The following is a 17,355-nucleotide window of genomic DNA, read 5'->3' on the forward strand; positions in this document are numbered from 1 at the left end:
GGCGGCAAAACGCGTTACTGTGTCTGCGTCGCGTCGAACCGTTCCGACACTTTGGTCCAGTTCACCACGTCCCACCACGCGGCCAGATATTCCGGTCGCCGGTTCTGATAGGTCAGGTAATAGGCGTGTTCCCACACATCATTGCCCAAAAGCGGCGTGCCGCTGGTTTCCGCGACATCCATCAGCGGATTGTCCTGATTGGGGGTCGAGGTGATTTCCAACTGGTTGTCGCCATTCACGATCAGCCAGACCCAACCCGAGCCAAACCGCGCCGCGCCGGCTTTTTCGAACGCGGCCTGAAACTCCTCGACCGAGCCGAATTCCTCGGTGATCGCCTGCGACAGTTCCTCGGACATTTCGCCCCGCTGATCTGCCGGCGCCATGGATTCCCAGAAAAACGTGTGGTTCCAATGCCCGCCCGCGTTGTTGCGGATCGCGGGGGTATAGGTTCCGGCGGCGGCCACCAATTCCTCGATCGACTTGCCGGTGGGCGCGCCTTCCTCGGCCAGTGCCTTGTTCAGGTTGTCGACATAAGCCTGATGGTGCTTGCCATGATGCAATTCCATCGTGGCGGCGCTGATCGCCGGTTCCAGCGCATCGACGGAATAAGGCAGTTCAGGCAGCGCAAATTCGGCCTTTGCCTCGGTCTGGGCCAATGCTGCGGCGGGCGTGGCAAGGATCGTGGCGGCAAGGGCAATTCGCTGGAACATGTCTTTGTCTCCTGATGGTTGTCAGCAAGGCCAACAAAGCCAAAGTGAAATTGTTCCGTGCGTGAAATATCCGGCAACCAATCGGCGGATCGGGCGTTGTGCGGGCAAGTGAACGAGGGACCCGTGATGGCCGAAATACCCAATGACATGATCCAGTCGCTGCGCGCGGCCCTGAATGGGCTGGGCAAAGCACCGTTGGGCGTCACCGATCCCGTGCGCGACACCTTGGGGGCCGAGGTCGCGATGGCGCTGGACGATCTGCTGGCCGCATCCTTCGAACTGGTCGAGGCGGCAAACGGCATTCCGCTGGACCGCGCGTCCTAGCGCGGCGCAAGCGCGTCCAGCCTTTCGCGCAGCAGCCGCATTTCATCGCTGATCGCAAGCTCAAGCGCCGCTCCGGTATCGGCCACGGCGCCGGGGTCTTCCTGACCGTCATGCATCACGCTGGCGCTGGTCAGCCATTCGCGCATGTCGGCCTGATCCGCGGGGGGCAATCGCATCAAAAGTTGCACCAGCAATTTGCGATGGGCGATCAATCGCCCCTCAAGCGCCTCGATCTCTGGCTGATGCCAGGCCATGTCATGCCCCTTTTGCATCCGAACTTTTGTTCCAACGCGAAAGATTGCGGCCCCGTTCCCCTGACTTTCGTTGCACTTGCCGAAATATGCCGGTTGGGTGTTTCGAAACTGTTACCTTTCTTGTGCAAAAACTCTGGCGGCTTGGCTTTGGCCTGATGTTCTTGAACGGAAGATGTGATGCAGTTTGCCCCCGATATTCTGAATTCGACACGCAAGCCCCTGCTGGGGCTTTTCCTTCTGGCGATGCTGGCCGGGTGCGCGGAAAACGAATTCGGGGTCGAACCGACGCGCGAAACATCCGCCGCCCAGAAAATGGCCGAGCTGAAGGTGAATTTGAAACGCGACCCGAATGACGGCACTTCCTTGAAGGAAATCGGGGATATGCAGGCCGCGAACGGGCAGTGGAGCCAGGCAATGGGTGCCTATCGCGAGGCGTTGCTGGTGCAGCCGTCCGATCGCGATGCCCGCCTGGGCTATGGCGAGGGGCAACTGGCCGTCGGGGATTATGCCGGCGCGCTTTCCACAGCTGAAAAGGCGGGTGGCTCGGATATTCGGGTGCTGTTGTTGCGTTCGGGTGCGTTGGCGGGTCTGAACCGGCTGGGCGAGGCGCGGGGCGTTCTGGACAGCGCCAGCGCCGCTGCGCCCCGCAATCTGGATGTGCGCACGAACATCGCAATTGTCGGCGCGCTGTCGCGTGACCCGCAGGCCTATGCGATTGCGCGCGCGGCGGCGTTCGCGCCGGATTCCGAATACTCTCATCGCCGCAACCTTGTGCTGGTCGGCGGCATTGCCGGGCAGGACGCCAATGCGCGTCAGGACGGCATCCAGCTTGGGCTGGGCTCCGAGGAGATCGGCGATATTCTGGCTGTGGGCCGCCGCGCCCGCGTTCAGGGCATGGCGGCATTCGGGGTGCTGGCGGGGGGCTGATGCCCCCGCATCCACATCAATATTGCGGTCCGGCCCCGGCATAGGGGTCGGCGGGGACCTCTTGCTGCGGCAGGATGCGGCGCGGCGTGCCACGTTGACGCACATCCGGCGGGATCGCCGCAGGGCGGCTGGCATCGGGGTTCACATAGCGGTCCGCCGCACGGCCGACCGTTCCGGCGGACCCGGCACCCGGCGGCGTGGGTTCGACAAGATCAGACGGGTTCACGACCTGACGGGCAAAGGCCAGATCGCGCTGGCAGCCTGAAGGCGTGCCGGAATAACGCGAGGCCCCGCCAAGGCAAGAGGTCGGCACGACCCCGCCCCCGTCGCCATAGGTATAGGCGGGATCGGTTCCGGTGCGGATGACATCGGAATCGCGGATCATCGGCTCGGCACAGGCGGCCAGCGTCAGGGGCAGCAGAAACAGGATCGTTCTCATCTGGTGATGAAACCCACGGTGGCTTGAGGGGCAGGACGCGGCGTGCGCGGACGGGCAGTGTCGCGGGCATCGGCCAGATAAGGCGTGATGAAGATGATCAGCTCGCGTTCGCGGCGGGTGCGGGTGTTCTTGCCAAAGACCTGACTAAGCCCCGGCACGCCATTGGCGCGGTTTTCAGAAAACTGTTCATATAGCCCGGCGATGGCAAAGGTCTGGCCGCTGCCGACCTCGACCGTGGTATCGGCGCGACGGACCGAGACGCCGGGAACCTGAAACCCTTCGACCTGCACGGAATTCGCGGCGTCAAGAAAGCTGACCTCGGGCTGAACCTCGATCGCGATGCGGTTGTTGGGCAGCACGGTCGGCGTAAAGTCGATCGACACGCCGTATTGCTTGAACGCGGCGGTGATCACCCCATCGCCCTGATTGACCGGATAGGCGATTTCGCCGCCGGCGCGGAAGCTGGCCTTGCGGCCCGACACGGTGGTCAGCGTGGGTTCCGACAGGATTTGCACCGCGCCGCGTTGTTCCAGCGCGTCGATCAGCGTGTCGATGGTAAAGCCGCCTGCGGTGATGCGCCCGCCGACTGCTGGACCGCCAACCGCACCGCCGCCCAGATAACCGGTCGGATCGCCCAGACCCGTCACCACCCGCATCGGCCCCGCCGAGGACGCCCCATAGGCGTTCAGATCCACGCCCAGCCGTTGCAGGTCGCTGCGCGAGGCTTCGACAAAGCGCACGCGCAAGGACACCTGCGTGCCGCCCGTATAGCGGGTCTGGTCCTGCACCATGATGCCTTCGGATTCGTAAGCGCGCTGCGCCGCTGCGACCGAACGGGCCGAACCCACATCATTCGCCTGACCCGAGATCACGACCGCATTCCCGCGCCGGTTGGCCGACAGTCCCGGCGCCAGCAACCCTTCAGCTCCACCGCCCGAGGGGCGGACCTCGACCGAATAGGTGCCGATCTGCTGGTCGTTTTCATCGCTCAGCACGATATTGGTGCGACCCGGCGTGATGGCGCTGACATAGATCGAACTGGGCGACATGGCCTGAGCGTCCGCGATCATCGGATCCGCTACGAACACCGTCCCGGTGTTTTCGGGAAGCTGGATCGTGCGGCCATCGCCTTCGGTCAGGACTAGCCGCGACTGTGCGGCGGCGGTCCCCACAAAGGCGATGCTCACAAGCAGCGCGTGAAGCAGGTAGCGAAGACGGCTCATCGGATCGACAACATGGCGAGAGGTTGCACCTTGTAGTTGGGGGCCACTTCCTTGTGCGACATGACCGCAAAGTTCATGTCGTGATTGGCAAGAAAGCGACGCAGGAAACGGCGGATGTCCATGCTGGACAGAAAGACCGGGGCGCGAACATGCGCGGCGGGATCGCCCACCGCCGCCTTCAGCGCCTCAAGAAGTTTGCGCGACTGCTGCGCCTCAAGCGCCAGATAGACGCCCGAGGGGGCCTGACGGATCGCACCGCGAATGGCCTCCTCGATATCGGCCTCGACGACATAGGCGGGGATGAAGCGGTCGCCATCGGCGTATTTGAAGCTGATCTGGCGCGACAGCGCCGCGCGGACATATTCGGCCAGCAGTTCGGGATCTTTCTCACGAGGGGCCCAGTCCACGATGGTTTCCAGCAGGATGCGCAGGTTGCGGACGGGGATTTCCTCTTCGACCAGGCGGCGCATGACGGCGGCGATCTTTTGCAGGGGCAGGGCCTTTTGCGCTTCGGCCACCAGACTGGCGTAGCGTGCTTCGGTCGCGGAAAGCAGCGCCGAAACCTCCTGCACGCCAAGGAATTCCGCGGCGTGGCGCGGCAGGCGTGCGGCGGCGATCCGGGCCAGCGCCTCGGCCGGGGTCTGGAAGGGGATGCCCGCACGGCGCAGTTCGATCGCCGCCTCGGGCGGGGACCACCAGCCCTGCACGTCCGAAGGGCCGTTATCCGTGCGCTCGACCGCAATGCCCATGATCCGCGCGGCATCGGGCTGATCGGTCAGGCGCAGGCGATTGGCGGGCATGTGCCCTTCGGCGACGGGCACGTTTTCGACCCGAAGCTGCCAGCGATCGCCCGGCGCATCCAGATCGGTGGAAAGCTGCAGACGTGGAAAGGGCACGCCCAAATCGTCGAACAACCGTGTGCGTTCACGCAGGGCCGCATCCTCGAAAGCTGCGCGGTCGATGCCAGCGGCCAGCGCCGGGCCTACGGACAATTGGACGGGTGGCATCGGGACCATCATCAGATCCTGCCGCGCATCGCCCTTGCCGCGCATTGCGACGTCATCGCCTGCCTCAAGCTGGGCACGGCGGGCCAGCATCACGCCGGTGCCACCGAAGAATGCCGCCAGCGACAGAAACACCAGCGTCGGGAAACCCGGCACCAGCGCAAAGCCCGTCAGCACGATCCCCGCGACCTGCAAGGCGCGTGGGCTGCTGCCGATCTGGTTGGCGATGTCGCGGCCAAGATCGGACGAACCTTCGTTGGTGATCCGCGTGATGACGATGCCGGACGCAATGGCGATCAGCAACGCCGGGATCTGCGTCACCATGCCGTCGCCGACGGTCAGTACCGAATACAGGTGCAGCGCCTCGCCAAAGGGCATGCCTTGCTGGCCCACGCCGACGCCCAGACCGCCAAGGATGTTGACGACGATGATGATAAGCCCGGCAATCGCGTCGCCCTTGACGAATTTCATCGCCCCGTCCATCGAGCCGTAGAATTCGCTTTCGGTCTGCAGCGCCTCGCGACGGCGGCGGGCCTCGGCCATGTCGATCTCGCCGGCGCGCATGTCGCTGTCGATCGACATCTGTCGCCCCGGAAGCGCATCGAGCGAGAAGCGGGCCGACACCTCGGCCACCCGTTCCGAGCCTTTGGTGATGACGATGAACTGCACGATGGTGATGATCAGAAACACCACGATGCCCACGATCAGCGATCCGCCCAGCACGAATTTCCCGAAGGTCTCGACGATCTGGCCCGCATCGGCATCCAGCAGGATCTTGCGTGTGGTCGAAATGCTGATGGCCAGCCTGAACAGCGTCGCCATCAGCAGGATCGCGGGCAGCGTGGACAGCGAGGTTGGGTTGCGCAGATAGATCGCGACCACAAGGATCAGCACCGAAAGCGACAGGTTGAAGGCGATCGACAGGTCGATCAGCCATGTCGGCAAGGGCAGCACGATCATGAAGACGATCAGGATCAGCAGCACGACCAGCGCCAGATCCTGACTGGCCGAGATGCGGCGCAAAATGGCTTGCAAGCGGCTCATCCGGCGTCCTTTGGCATGTTGTCGGCTTCGGCGCGGGCAAGGGCCAGTTCGGCACGCGCGGCCTCGGTTTCCTCTCGGCGGTGCAGGATGCGGGCGGCCAGATAATGCCTTGCGGCGCGTTCGGCGGCGTTGGGTGGCGCAGACAGCCCGCCATCGCGATCAAAGCGCGTCAGCACGGTCATCGCCTGTTCGGGGTCGCCCGCCAGCAACATGGATTCGCCCACCAGCAGGATGGTGGCGGGGGTCAGATCGCCCATCGACATCGCGGCCAGACCCAGAACCATCGCGCGGGCCGGATCGCCATGCCGCAGATAGACCAGCCCCAGCGATGCCAGCACCTCGCCATGTTCGCGGGGCAGGGGGGCTTCTTCCGCGTCGTCATTGTCATCGGGACGAAAGGTCCAGCCATTGGCAAAGGGATCGGCACCCTCGCCCAGCGGGCCGTCCAGATAACGGTCCGCGTCAAGGCTGATGGAATGCGGCGACTGTCCCAATCCTGCCTCTCGTCCTAAAGTCCGCGCAGGTCCAGATAGCGCGACAGCTTGCGCGTCTCGTCCTCGATCACCGCCGAGACCAGACGCCCCAGCCCCGGAACCGCCTTGTCGGCCAAGGGGGCATGTTCACGCGCAGCCTCAAGCGCCGCGACAAGTTCCAGCGCATTGGGCAGGCGCACCCGGCCCAGCCCCTGATCAAGGATCGCGGCAAAACCGCCGGGATTGGCCGCGGCGGGTTCGCGGCGCGCGCGGGCCTGACCGTCGCCTGACGGGATCGTCGTGGGTTGCGGGCGCGTCGTGCCGCCAACGGGGATTGCGGCGGTCGTGCCATGCGGGATGTTCAGGGGCGTGATGTTATTGGCCATGTTGCAAGCTAGCCTTTAAAACCGGACGATCATGTGACGCTCGCCCCGGCTAAGGCGGATCGCCTCGCGGGTTATTGCGTCAACGGTCCAGCCATCGCCGGTTTCGTCGCCGATGCGCAGGATCGTGCCGCCTTTGGTGCGGATTTCGGGCGTCTTGCCCAGCCAGACCGAGGCGACGGCAAGCACGGGCTCCGGCTCTCCCTCGGATATCTTGGTGATCAGCGGCAGGCTTTGACCGTTCTCGGATTCAAAGCGGGCGCGAAGCTGTCGCCAAATCTCGGCCTGTTCCGGCGTCAGGGTGCCGGTCACGCGCAATACGCCCTGATCGACGGCCAGCGACAGCCCTTCCAGCCCGGCTTGTGCCAGACGTTCCTCGAACGCGGCTGCGACGTTCGCCACGCAATCCGCACCGCATTCGATCCGGGGCGAGGTGGCGACCAGCGCGGCATTGCGTGCCGCGCGTATGACGGCCTGCTGATCCGGCGCGTCAGGCGGGGCCGCAATCGAGTTTGCCGCTTCGGGCAGGGCGGCAAGCGCAAGGTTCGCCGGGCCGCCGAATTGCGCGCCGATCCACAGGCCCAAGGCCATCGCCAGGGCGGCGATGCCCAGCCCGGTCTGCAGCCCGATGCCCCGACGCTGCGGAGGACCAAGGCGAGACAGCACGATGGTCGTCTGTTCGTTCAGGTGCAGCGTCGCGGGCAGGGGCAACTCATGCACGGCACCTTGGCCCATCTGGGTCAGCTCGCCCGTCTGGGCGTCGTGAAAGGCGATGTCCGGTGCACTGGCCGCCAGCCGCAGCCGATGTTCCGCCGCCCGCAATGCAAGGCTGCCGGGCGCGACCCCCGACAGAATGATCTGATCGTCCGCGCCGCCGCCGATGCTGATCTTGCCGGGCGCAAAGCCCGCCGCAGCCCCCGCATTGGGGCCGGTCAGCACGGTCAGCAGGTAAGGCTTCGCTTGCGTCGTCATGGGGAACCTAAACGGTCTTTCAAGCAATGAATGCCGGACATCCCGCATGGGCGCCGGCGCGAAGGGACGTTGATCGAAGGGGCGCGGCCGATAATGCCGCGCCCAAGGGGACACAGCGGATTAGCCGCTGATTTTTTCCCAGGCTTTCTTCTCGGCGTCCTTCGCGGCCATGGCCGTGTTGAACATCATCGACTGTTTGTTGATTTCAGTCTGGGTTTGCAGAGCCTGGGCCTGCATCGACTTCATTTCGGCAAGCGACGAACCGATATCCATGATAAACTCTCTCTATTGAGGATTGGGGTCTTCGTTGATGGATGCCCACAACTTCGGCAGCGCATCGATGCCAGCATCGTATGCCTGAGCGAGAAGAGAGAGCCGGGCATATTCGTCAGTGCTCACTCCACGGCCCATTTCTTGGACCACACGCCCTTTACCTGCCGCAAGCCGTTCCGTGAGACGCTTCAGTTCGACCCCGTTGGGATCCGCTGCAAAGCGTCGGTCAAGCTCGACGATCTCGATTGCACGTTCAGACAATTCACTTCTCCGTTCGGACCGTCCGCGTCGGACAGGTGATCCCGTCCGTTGCGTCGAGGGGCACGCTCGCCCCGAAATGTGACGTGTGCGTGAAACCTCCGGGCGGGTTTTTCGCCACCCGCAAAGGCGGCAGAATTTCGCGTGAAGCGCCCGGAATGCTTGGCGGGATGCCGCGCAAAAACGGGGTGCGTCACATCACTGCCATACTGGCATGGAAGTCCCAAAGGGCTGGCGACCGCGTTTTTCACCCCTTTAGTGACGAGACAACGATGACCACCATCAACAACCAATATAACTTCTACGCACCGACCTCTCAGGCCGGTTCGCCCTTCGGGATGGGGCAGAATTCGCCGTTCGGCGGTGCGAACAACATGGGCGGCCTCGGCGACCTGCTGTCGGGTCTGGCCAAGGCGCTGCAGGGTCTGGCCGACATGCTGGGCGGCAAACCCGGCAAGGATGCCCAAGGCCCCGGTTCGTCCTCGGGCACGACGCCCACGATGCCCTGGGATCAGGCTTCGGCGGCCCAGCCGCAAAAGCCCATCGCGGGCACGGCGCGTATCTGGGGCGACCCCCATTTCATCGGCGCCGACGGCGACAAGTTCGACGTTCAGGGTCAAGCGGGCAAGACCTATAACCTGCTGTCCGACAAGGGTTTCCAGATGAACGGAACCTTTGACAAATGGGGCAATGACGGTGCGACCGTCGTTGGCCGCGTCGGCATCACCGCCGGCAGCAACTATGTGCAGGTCGACAAGACCGGCAACACGATCGTCAACGGCCAAGAGCTGAAAGACGGTCAGCGCATCGACCTGCGCGACGGCGGCACCGCCGAGCGTAAAGGCAATGAAATCATCGTCAAGAAAGGCGAATGGGAGGTCAACTTCCAAGCCAATGGCGATCACCTGAACATGGACATCAAGACCGCGAACGCGGTTGCCGATGGTGTGAAACCGCATGGCCTGATCGGCCAGACCTTTGACGGCGACGGCAAGGCCCGCAACGGCGACGAAGGTGCGGGTGCGCAGGGCGGCGGTGCGATCCAGCGTGCCGACGGTTCGATGTCGCAAGCGGGCGACAAGGACACCGTCAAGTCCTACGAGGTCGGCTCGCTGTGGGATACGACCTTCCAGAACCACAACAGCGACTATGCCCAGCAGGGCACCTATCACGATCAGGCCCGCGACACGATGCAGTTCGCGATGATGATGGGCTTCGCAAGCCTGTTGAACAACATGTTCGCCACTGGCAACATGTTCGCCGGCATGGCGACCCCGAACCATCGTTTCTGATCCATTCTCGGACGCGATACCCGGCCTCGCCTTTGGGCGGGGCCGTTTTCGTCAGATTGGCCGCAGGAATGGCGCGATGGTCTGGATCTGTGCGTCTTCCACCACGTAATCGCCGACCGGAACCCCGGCGATGGCCGCCGTCGCCGCAGCGTCGTTGCTGACCCGGATCTTGGTCGCAGCGCGCAAAAGCTTCGCCACCGCATCGCTGCCCCGCGCGCGGATGACGACCAGCGGAGCAGGCGTGTCGCCTTCGACATAGCGCAGCCCGATGGCCATGTCGGGGGCCGAATGAATGATGACGGTCGCCTGCGCCAGCCCGGTCGGGCGGTCAACCATGGCACGTTGATCGGCGCGTAGCTGGCCTTTCAGCATCGGGTCGCCGTCCTGATCCTTAAGCTCGCGCTTGAATTCGGTGATGGACATGCGTTGTTCGCGCATGAATTCGCTGCGCTGCACCATGTAATCCAGCAGCGCGACCACGACCAGCACCGCCAGAATCGCCGCCAGAATCGGGATCAACATGCCCCAGATCGCGCCTCCGGTGCAGGCCAGCCCACAGGGCGGAGCGCCGATCAGCGCGGTGATCTGGCCCCATAGCAGAACGGCCGGTGCCACGATCAGCGCGGCCAGCCGAATGACATGCATCAAAAAGCCCATCAACGCCCGTCTGCCGAAGATCTTCTTGAAGCCGCTGGCGGGGTTCAGCTTGTTGAAATCGGGAATAAGCGGCTGGACCGAAAAGACCGGACCGCCGGAAATCGCCATCCCCAGCAGCACGGTGACGGCGATGACGCCGATCAGCACCGGCAGCAAGATGAACGCGCCCAGCCGCAGGCTGATCCGCGCTTTTTCCGAAAGCTCGCCCCAAAAGCCGATGGCCGGATCAATCTGCAGGGTAAACAGCGTCTGGAAATCTGCCGTGATCGATTCGCGCCGCACGAAAAGGTAGAACAGCACCAACGCGGTCGAGATCGAGGCCAGCGATTCGCGCGACGTGACCACGTTGCCCTTTTCCCGTGCCTTGCGCAGCTTATGCTGCGACGGCGGCAGGTTCTTTTCCTCGGAAGACGATCCTCCGTCGCCGCTCATTCCACCATGCCTTTCAGGAACGGCCCCAGCGCGCCGGGACCAAAGGCACCGCTGCCGATCTGGCCCATCGCATAGCGGGCCATGATCGCGGCATAGATCAGGATCAGCAGTGCGTTGACCGCTTGCTTGACCGTCATGGCCAGAAACATCGCGTTGATCTGCTGCATGTATTTCGTGGCGACGACCAGCACCATTTCCGTCAGCAGCAGAGGAATCACCACGGGCAGCGCAAGGATCAATCCCGCGCGCAGAATCTGGTCCAGCAGCCCCAGCGCCAGTGCGCCTTGCTGGGGATCGGGCAGCGAAAGGCCGGACATGACCGGAAACAGCACGTAACTTTGCATCAGCGGTCCGAAAATCGCCGGGAACAGCACGCCTTCGGCGGCCAGAACCAGCACGCAGGTCAGAAAGAACAGCGTGCCCGTCACGGTGGATTCGGTCGAGGAGCCGGGATCGAACAGGTTCGCCATGGATGCGCCGCGCTGGTTGTCGATGAAATCGCCCGCAGCCATCGCCGCCCAGAACGGCACACCGGTCAGCAGACCCAGCAACGCGCCGATCAGCAGCTCGGCCATGATCATGCCGGGCACGACCGCCATGGATACTGGCGTCGGATCATCTGCAATCATTGCGGTCGCGGCGGGCAGGACCGGCGCGACCATGGCGACGATGACCGCGCCGCGCAAAACGCCCGTGCTGATCCCGAAGCGGCCAAAGATCGGGTGCAGCATGACAAAGCCCATGGGCCGCGCGCCGACTACGGCCAGCAGGACCAGCATCTGCGTCAGCCCACCCGGCAGCAGATCGGCCAGTTCGTTCATCCCGAGGCGATCCGGGCGAACATGTCGGTCGCGAATGCCAGCAATCTTGCCGACAACCCGCCGCCCAGCAGGATGATCACGCCCGCCACTGCCAGCAGTTTGACTGCATGGGGCAGGGTCTGGTCCTGTATCTGGGTCAGCGTCTGGATCAGGCCGATGACCAGCCCGATGATCGTCGCCGCGACGATGACCGGCAGCGACAGTTGCAAGACCAGCAAAAGCGCGTGGTTCAGCGATTCATAAAGCCGCATTCATCCCCCCACATAGCTCATTACCAGCCCATGCGTCAGCCGCGACCAGCCATCGACCGCGACGAACAGCAACAGCTTGAACGGCAGTGAAATCACGGTCGGCGACACCATCATCATGCCCATCGCGGTCAGGATGTTGGTGATGACCAGATCGACTACGATGAACGGCAGATACAGAAGCACACCGATTTCGAATGCGCGGGTCAGCTCTGCCGTGACAAAGGCCGGGGCAAGGATGAAGATGTCGCGATCCGTCGGCGTGACGGCGGTGGCACTGTGCATTTCCTCGGCGGCGGACAGGAAGAAGGCGCGATCCTCGGGCGTGGTGAAGCGGGTCAGGAAATCCCGCACAGGTTCCAGCCCGCGCTGGATCATGCCGGGCCATTCGGCGGGGGCGGGCAGCGTGGTCAGCGTGCCCCCGTCGCTCATCGCCTGAAACGATGCGGCGATGACGGGCGACATGACATAGCCGGTCAGCACGATGGTCACGCCGTAAAGCACAAGGTTCGGCGGCGTCTGCTGGATGCCTAGCGCGCTGCGCACCAGAAACAGCACCACCGCGATCTTGACGAAGGCGGTCAGGCTGACGACCAGAAACGGCACGATCATCAGCCCGCTGGCGGCGATCAGAAGCGGAAAGGGGCTTTCCATCGGTCGTGTCAGCCGTCGCTGAACAGGCTGCGGATTTCGACCGCGCGCTGGCCCGCGACGGTGATCACCTCTCCGGTGCCGATCAATTGGCCATTGGCAAGGATGTCTACCAGTGCCCCGTCGGGACGGTCCAGCGTGACGATCGTGCCCGGTCCGGCGCGGCGCAGGTCGGTCATGGAAATCAGTGTCTCGCCCAAGCGAAAGGACAGGCGCATCTCAAGCCCGTCCATGCTGTCGGGTGCGTGTTCGGTCGGCGCGGGTTGCGGGGCATCTGCGGGGCGTTCCGCGTCGTTTTCTGTCATGTCGAAATCATGCTTTTGTGTGGTGGAAAGGAAATCGGCGCGGGGGGTGAAATGTCCGGTCAGCGCCCATGCTGCGGGCATGGGGCCGTCGCCTGCGGGGCGCGCAGGGGCGATCAGCCGCCGCTCTGCGATGACGCGGCCCGAAAGCGGCAGATCGGGCAGCACCAGGGCATCGCCCGTGCGCAGCGCCGCAAGCTCGGCCATGGTGACGCGCATCGCGTCGATTTCGACCCCAAGGCGCAGATACAGTGGCAGTGCATCGGGACGCCGATCATGCCAGCGCGTCAATGTCGGGGCGAGCGTCCGCCCCGCCGCCGCCGAAAGCTGCAAGGGCAGGTTCAGCCGCACCGCGCCGGCGCTGCGCGTCACCACCTCGGCCCGCAGGGCCAGTGTCAGCATGGCCACATCGGGGACGGGCGCGGACAGGCTGGTCAGGCGCAAAGCCAGTCCGGTCTGGCTTTCCAGATCGTCCAGCCATGCCGTCAGCGCCTCCTCGATCAGCAAGGCAGCATCGCTGGGATCGGCGCTTTCCAAGGGCAGGCCGGTCAGTCGCCGCAGCTGGCCCCAAGACAGTCCGATCCGCGCGGGATGACCGTCAAGCGTAAAGGCCAGCCAGACCACGCCTTCGGGCAGGGTTGCGGGTGGGTTAAGCATGGCTTGCAGCGCCACGCCACCGGCCCGCAGCGAAATCGGGGCGCGGCGCGGGCAAAGCAGGTTCTGGATCGCCGCAAGCTCGGGCGTCAGGCTGCGGCGCGACAAAGTGGCAGGGCGCGGCCCGGCATCCGCAGATGGCGGCTCAGGGGTGCCCAGCACCAGCCTTTCCAGCCGCGCGACCTGATCGGGCAGGGCCGTGCTCATGTCATGCCCCCCTGAGGCGCGGGCAGATCGCGGCGGATTTCCTCGGCCTCCAGCTCATCGCGGGCTTCGGCTGCACGAAACAGCGCGGTCTGGATCGGTTCGCGGATGCGGCGTCGCTTTTCGGTCAGGCGCCCCGCCTGGATCAGATCGAAGCGGGCGGCGATCAGCGTCTGTTCCGCAGTCCGGCGCGCGGCTTCGGCATCGCTGGCGATCTTGCGGGCTTCGGCTTCACGGGTGCGGTCGGCCTCGAATGTGGTCAGCACGGCTGACAACTGGCCGCGCAGCTGGGCCGAGCCGATCAGCGGATTGCGCAAAATCTCGCGTCGTTCGGCCTGATCGCGGCGCAGCGCAAGACTGCGGCCTTGCGCCTCGTCGCGTTCGCGGGTGCGTTCGGATAGCGCGTGACCAGCCTGCGCCAGCGCGCGGCGGGCCAGATCTTCGCGCAGGTCCGCCAGCCGGATCAACTTGTCCATCTGGCGCAGGCGTTTTCTCATGCCCCGGCCCCCAATATAGCAAGGGCCGCAAGTGTCGCCTCGCGGCTGCTTTTTTCGGATGTGGGCTGGCGCAGGAATGCGTCGGTCGCGCCGCGCAGCTTCAGCGCCTCATCCGCCAGCGCGTCCGAGCCTGCGCGGTATTCGCCGACCTGAACCAGAATCTCGATCTCCTCCAGCTTGGCCAGCCGGGCCGAGATGCGCTGGCTGTGGCTGACCTGATCTGTGCCGACGACTGCCGACATGACCCGGCTTTTGCTGCGCAAAACGTCGATCGCCGGATAGTGGCCGCGTGCCGCAAGATCGCGCGACAGCACGATATGGCCATCCAGCAGGCTGCGCATTTCGTCGGCCACGGGGTCGGCGGCGTCGTCATCGCCTTCGACAAGGATGGTATAGATGGCGGTCATCACGCCCTGCCGCGTGCGGCCGGGACGTTCCACCAGACGCGGCAGCGCCGCAAAGACCGATGGCGGAAAGCCCCGCCTGACCGGAGGCTCGCCGGCTGCCAGCCCGATTTCACGCAATGCGCGCGCAACGCGCGTGGCGCTGTCGATCAGCAGCAGCACCCGCATCCCTTGTCGCCGCAATTCCTCGGCGCAGGCGGTGGCGGCCAGCGTCGCGCGCAGCCGTTCCGTCGCCGGACGGTCCGAGGTGGCGACAAAGACCGCCGCGCGTTTGCGCCCTTCGGGGCCAAGGTCGCGTTCCAGAAACTCGGCCACCTCGCGGCCCCGTTCGCCGATCAGGCCCAGCACGACGACATCGGCATCCGCGCCGCGCACGATCTGGGACAGCAGCGTGGATTTGCCCGCCCCCGCCGCGCCGAAAATGCCCATGCGCTGGCCTTCGCCCATCGCCAGCATTCCGTCGATGACGCGCAGCCCGGTGACGAATGGGGTGTCGATGACCGGACGGTCCAGCGGCAGGGGCGGGTCGGCGTTCAACGGCACCGTGGCAGGAACCAGCGGCCCGCCATCCAGAGGACGCCCGAAACCATCGACCACGCGGCCCAGAAGCTCTGGCCCCGCAGGTCCAAGCGGTTCGGCCCGCGTCGGCAGCACCTCGGTCCGCGACGACAGGCCGCGCACGTCGCCCGCAGGGGCAAGGATCGCCTCGTCGCCGTCGAAGCCAATGATTTCGGCGGTGATTTCCACTTTGCTGACCGGATCGCGCAGCAGGCATTCCTCTCCGACGCGGCCATCGGCCATGCGGGCATGAAGGACGCAGCCAAGGATACGGGTCACGCGTCCGCGCAGTTCGACCGTCTCGATGCGGCTGGCGCGGGCGCGCAGCTGTTCCAGAAGCGGGTCGGCGGTCATGGTTCACGCTCCTCGGTCTGGCCTTCCCAAGGCGCAAGTGCGCGATCGACCAAGGCATCGCGCCCGATTTCCGCACTGCCACGATCGCTGGAAAGATAGGCGCGGCCCGCATCCAGCGCCGGATCGGGGATCACCGCCAGAATTTCGGGGCCTTCGCCGCCCAGATCGTCCACGGCGCGGCGGATCGGTTCGATCGTATCTTCGGCGGCAAAGATGCGGCCCCGACGATGGTCGCGCAATTGCGCCAGCGCGTGGCGGGCTGCCAGATAGGTCGCCTCCTCGGGCTGGAAATCGCCAAGGATGCTGCGCACGGTGCGGGCGACCAAGCGGGCCAGTTCCGGTTCCATGTTCTTCAGCCGCGCCTCGGCGGCTTCTTCGGCCTTGGCGATCAGGCGGGCGGCGGTGCGGGTGGATTCGCGCAGGGCCTGCATCCGCGCCTCGCTCATCATGTCTTGCTGCATCCGCGCCGTCGTTTCGCGGCTTTCCTCGCGGGTTTGTTCGGCATCGCGCAGGATGCGGTCGGCTTCGCGCAGGCGGTCGATCTCTTCGCGCGGCAGGATGCGGGCGGGGCTCATCGCCGTGCCTCGGGCGTCAGGAACTCGGCCAGGGCGGCATTCAGGGCGGCAGCATGGCGATCCGGGTTGGCGGGCAGTGGAGCCAAGGCCAGGACCTGCGCCGGAGCGCGACCCCAGCGGCGGCGCGGCTGGGCAGGACGGTCGGGCATCGTGATAGGGCGAACATCCGGGGCCGGAATTCCCGGATCATATTCGCCCGAGAGCGGCGGCGGCAGCATCGCGGCCCAAACGGCCTGCACCTGCGCGACAAGCGTGGGATAGTCGGCCACAGCTCCGGGCAGGGCCAGCGCCCGGTGACGCAGGGCGAAGTCGTGATATTCGGCGGGCACGGGCAGATCGGCCACGGCATCGGGCGTGATCGCGCGGGCGATCTGACCGGCCATCAGCGCGGCGGCGGCGGCATGAAAGACCCGCCCGGCCAGCGCCGGATCGGTGACAAGTGCCAGCCGCGCGGCGGTCGGGTCCATCGTGGCGTCCAACGGTGCAAGATCGGACCCCAGCCGCCCGGCGACGCGACCTTCGGCCCGCAAACCCGGCTGGCTGCGTGCGGCGCGTGCGGCCATGATGCGGACCCGCGCCCGTGCCATGCGCAGTTCGGTCGGATCCGGCCGCGCGGTCATACCCCGCCCTCATCACCGAATTCGTCGCGTATCGCGGGAACAGAGGCCGTGCTGCGCTTGGGTTTGCGGTTGCGTAGCAGCGGCCATGCGGCCAGCCCGGCCAAGGCCACGATTGCCGCAACCATGCCGCCCAGCATCATCCACAACCGCTGCGCCGAGCCGGGATGCACCCAGATGCCCAGCACGTTCGAAAACTCCAGCGGTGCGGCATCTGCTGCCTGATCGCCCGCAGCCGGGACCATGACGACGGTGATATTGTCATAAAGCAGACCCTCGATCGAATTCGCGACCAGCAGTTTGATCTGCGGCGCGTATTCCTGCACGTCCGTTCCCTGCGCATAGCGCACGAAAACCGAGGCAGATGACGGCTTCACATCGCGCCCCAGCATGTCGGATTCCGGCAGCACCACATGGATGCGCGCCGACAGCACGCCGTCGATTTCCGCGATCGTGCGCGACAATTCCTGACTAAGCGCATAGATCAGCCGCGCGCGTTCCTCGGTCGGAGAGGAAACGAGCCCCTCTTTGCGGAACACATCGCCCATGCTTTCATATTGCCGCGCGGGCAGGCCACGTTGGTCCAGAAGCGTCATCGCCTCGGAAAAGCGGGCCTCATCGACGGTGACGGTCACGCCTTCGGCCCCGCCGGTCTTGGCGGCGGGAATGCCGGCGCCCAGCAGCGCCGCCACCATCTCATTCGCCTCACGTTCTGTCAGGCCGGTGTAAAGCTCGGCCTTGCAGGCGGCGAGCGCGAAAAGCGCGCAAAGCGCGAAGGCTAATCGGATTGTCCGCATGGAAGCGA

General features: G+C 65.2%; 23 protein-coding genes. 3 read left to right on the forward strand and 20 right to left on the reverse strand.

Annotated elements, in window-relative coordinates; all coding sequences use genetic code 11:
* Positions 1–14: 14 nt before the first annotated feature.
* Positions 15–710 (reverse strand): superoxide dismutase, encoded by a 696-nt coding sequence (locus FN835_RS03300; protein WP_142661774.1) that lies wholly within the window; start codon positions 708–710, stop codon positions 15–17.
* 126 nt (positions 711–836) lie between these two features.
* On the opposite strand from FN835_RS03300, the gene FN835_RS03305 reads away from it, so the two are divergent.
* On the forward strand, positions 837–1,034 hold the full coding sequence (locus tag FN835_RS03305) for a hypothetical protein (RefSeq protein WP_142661775.1): 198 nt from the start codon (positions 837–839) through the stop codon (positions 1,032–1,034).
* On the opposite strand, the gene FN835_RS03310 is transcribed toward FN835_RS03305, so the two are convergent.
* Positions 1,031–1,288: a hypothetical protein gene (locus FN835_RS03310; protein ID WP_142661776.1), complete on the reverse strand. Its 258-nt coding sequence runs from the start codon at positions 1,286–1,288 to the stop codon at positions 1,031–1,033. The genes FN835_RS03305 and FN835_RS03310 overlap by 4 nt on opposite strands.
* A 177-nt stretch (positions 1,289–1,465) precedes the next feature.
* Here FN835_RS03310 and FN835_RS03315 point away from each other — a divergent pair, with 177 nt between their 5' ends.
* Entirely contained in the window at positions 1,466–2,215 is a 750-nt protein-coding gene (locus FN835_RS03315) for a hypothetical protein (protein WP_142661777.1), read from the forward strand.
* A gap of 16 nt (positions 2,216–2,231) precedes the next feature.
* Here FN835_RS03315 and FN835_RS03320 read toward each other — a convergent pair whose 3' ends face one another.
* The 8 genes from FN835_RS03320 to FN835_RS03350 form a co-directional block, all read right to left on the reverse strand.
* Complete coding sequence (locus FN835_RS03320; protein ID WP_142661778.1) at positions 2,232–2,654, reverse strand: hypothetical protein; 423 nt, start codon at positions 2,652–2,654, stop codon at positions 2,232–2,234.
* The gene (locus FN835_RS03325) at positions 2,651–3,877 is read right to left on the reverse strand and encodes a type II and III secretion system protein family protein (RefSeq protein WP_142661779.1); all 1,227 of its coding nucleotides are present in this window, start codon (positions 3,875–3,877) and stop codon (positions 2,651–2,653) included. The genes FN835_RS03320 and FN835_RS03325 overlap by 4 nt, the downstream gene beginning before the upstream one ends.
* Entirely contained in the window at positions 3,874–5,925 is a 2,052-nt protein-coding gene (gene sctV / locus FN835_RS03330) for a type III secretion system export apparatus subunit SctV (RefSeq protein ID WP_142661780.1), read from the reverse strand. The genes FN835_RS03325 and sctV overlap by 4 nt, the downstream gene beginning before the upstream one ends.
* Entirely contained in the window at positions 5,922–6,419 is a 498-nt protein-coding gene (locus FN835_RS03335; RefSeq protein WP_142661781.1) for a tetratricopeptide repeat protein, read from the reverse strand. Before FN835_RS03335 ends, sctV begins: the two co-directional genes overlap by 4 nt.
* A 14-nt stretch (positions 6,420–6,433) precedes the next feature.
* Positions 6,434–6,784, reverse strand: a complete 351-nt coding sequence (locus tag FN835_RS03340; RefSeq protein WP_142661782.1) for a hypothetical protein — start codon at positions 6,782–6,784, stop codon at positions 6,434–6,436.
* A 15-nt stretch (positions 6,785–6,799) separates the two neighbouring features.
* Positions 6,800–7,753 carry a SctD/MshK family protein gene (locus tag FN835_RS03345; RefSeq protein WP_142661783.1) on the reverse strand — a complete coding sequence of 318 codons (954 nt, stop codon included), beginning with the start codon at positions 7,751–7,753 and terminating at the stop codon, positions 6,800–6,802.
* 120 nt (positions 7,754–7,873) lie between these two features.
* On the reverse strand, positions 7,874–8,026 hold the full coding sequence (locus FN835_RS21165) for a hypothetical protein (protein ID WP_185958570.1): 153 nt from the start codon (positions 8,024–8,026) through the stop codon (positions 7,874–7,876).
* 12 nt (positions 8,027–8,038) lie between these two features.
* Complete coding sequence (locus FN835_RS03350) at positions 8,039–8,287, reverse strand: EscE/YscE/SsaE family type III secretion system needle protein co-chaperone (protein WP_185958571.1); 249 nt, start codon at positions 8,285–8,287, stop codon at positions 8,039–8,041.
* Between the two features lie 269 nt (positions 8,288–8,556).
* On the opposite strand from FN835_RS03350, the gene FN835_RS03355 reads away from it, so the two are divergent.
* Positions 8,557–9,576, forward strand: coding sequence for a hypothetical protein (locus tag FN835_RS03355; RefSeq protein ID WP_142661785.1), 1,020 nt, complete (start codon positions 8,557–8,559; stop codon positions 9,574–9,576).
* A gap of 51 nt (positions 9,577–9,627) precedes the next feature.
* Here FN835_RS03355 and FN835_RS03360 read toward each other — a convergent pair whose 3' ends face one another.
* Genes FN835_RS03360 through sctJ form a run of 10 tightly spaced genes read right to left on the reverse strand, consistent with a single transcriptional unit; the run spans position 9,628 to position 17,347 of the window.
* Complete coding sequence (locus tag FN835_RS03360) at positions 9,628–10,665, reverse strand: EscU/YscU/HrcU family type III secretion system export apparatus switch protein (protein WP_142661786.1); 1,038 nt, start codon at positions 10,663–10,665, stop codon at positions 9,628–9,630.
* Positions 10,662–11,486 carry an EscT/YscT/HrcT family type III secretion system export apparatus protein gene (locus FN835_RS03365; RefSeq protein WP_142661787.1) on the reverse strand — a complete coding sequence of 275 codons (825 nt, stop codon included), beginning with the start codon at positions 11,484–11,486 and terminating at the stop codon, positions 10,662–10,664. The genes FN835_RS03360 and FN835_RS03365 overlap by 4 nt, the downstream gene beginning before the upstream one ends.
* Entirely contained in the window at positions 11,483–11,737 is a 255-nt protein-coding gene (sctS, locus tag FN835_RS03370) for a type III secretion system export apparatus subunit SctS (protein WP_142661788.1), read from the reverse strand. Before sctS ends, FN835_RS03365 begins: the two co-directional genes overlap by 4 nt.
* Positions 11,738–12,388 (reverse strand): type III secretion system export apparatus subunit SctR, encoded by a 651-nt coding sequence (gene sctR, locus FN835_RS03375; RefSeq protein ID WP_142661789.1) that lies wholly within the window; start codon positions 12,386–12,388, stop codon positions 11,738–11,740. It lies immediately after the preceding gene.
* Positions 12,389–12,396: 8 nt separating this feature from the next.
* On the reverse strand, positions 12,397–13,548 hold the full coding sequence (locus FN835_RS03380; protein WP_142661790.1) for a FliM/FliN family flagellar motor switch protein: 1,152 nt from the start codon (positions 13,546–13,548) through the stop codon (positions 12,397–12,399).
* On the reverse strand, positions 13,545–14,042 hold the full coding sequence (locus FN835_RS03385; RefSeq protein ID WP_142661791.1) for a hypothetical protein: 498 nt from the start codon (positions 14,040–14,042) through the stop codon (positions 13,545–13,547). The genes FN835_RS03380 and FN835_RS03385 overlap by 4 nt, the downstream gene beginning before the upstream one ends.
* On the reverse strand, positions 14,039–15,358 hold the full coding sequence (locus FN835_RS03390) for a FliI/YscN family ATPase (protein WP_142661792.1): 1,320 nt from the start codon (positions 15,356–15,358) through the stop codon (positions 14,039–14,041). Before FN835_RS03390 ends, FN835_RS03385 begins: the two co-directional genes overlap by 4 nt.
* On the reverse strand, positions 15,355–15,933 hold the full coding sequence (locus FN835_RS03395; RefSeq protein ID WP_142661793.1) for a hypothetical protein: 579 nt from the start codon (positions 15,931–15,933) through the stop codon (positions 15,355–15,357). The genes FN835_RS03390 and FN835_RS03395 overlap by 4 nt, the downstream gene beginning before the upstream one ends.
* Complete coding sequence (locus FN835_RS03400) at positions 15,930–16,553, reverse strand: hypothetical protein (protein ID WP_142661794.1); 624 nt, start codon at positions 16,551–16,553, stop codon at positions 15,930–15,932. Before FN835_RS03400 ends, FN835_RS03395 begins: the two co-directional genes overlap by 4 nt.
* Positions 16,550–17,347: a type III secretion system inner membrane ring lipoprotein SctJ gene (sctJ, locus tag FN835_RS03405; protein WP_142661795.1), complete on the reverse strand. Its 798-nt coding sequence runs from the start codon at positions 17,345–17,347 to the stop codon at positions 16,550–16,552. Before sctJ ends, FN835_RS03400 begins: the two co-directional genes overlap by 4 nt.
* Positions 17,348–17,355 lie beyond the last annotated feature (8 nt).

The sequence above is a fragment of the Paracoccus laeviglucosivorans genome (assembly GCF_900182695.1).
GTDB classification, from domain to species: domain Bacteria; phylum Pseudomonadota; class Alphaproteobacteria; order Rhodobacterales; family Rhodobacteraceae; genus Paracoccus; species Paracoccus laeviglucosivorans.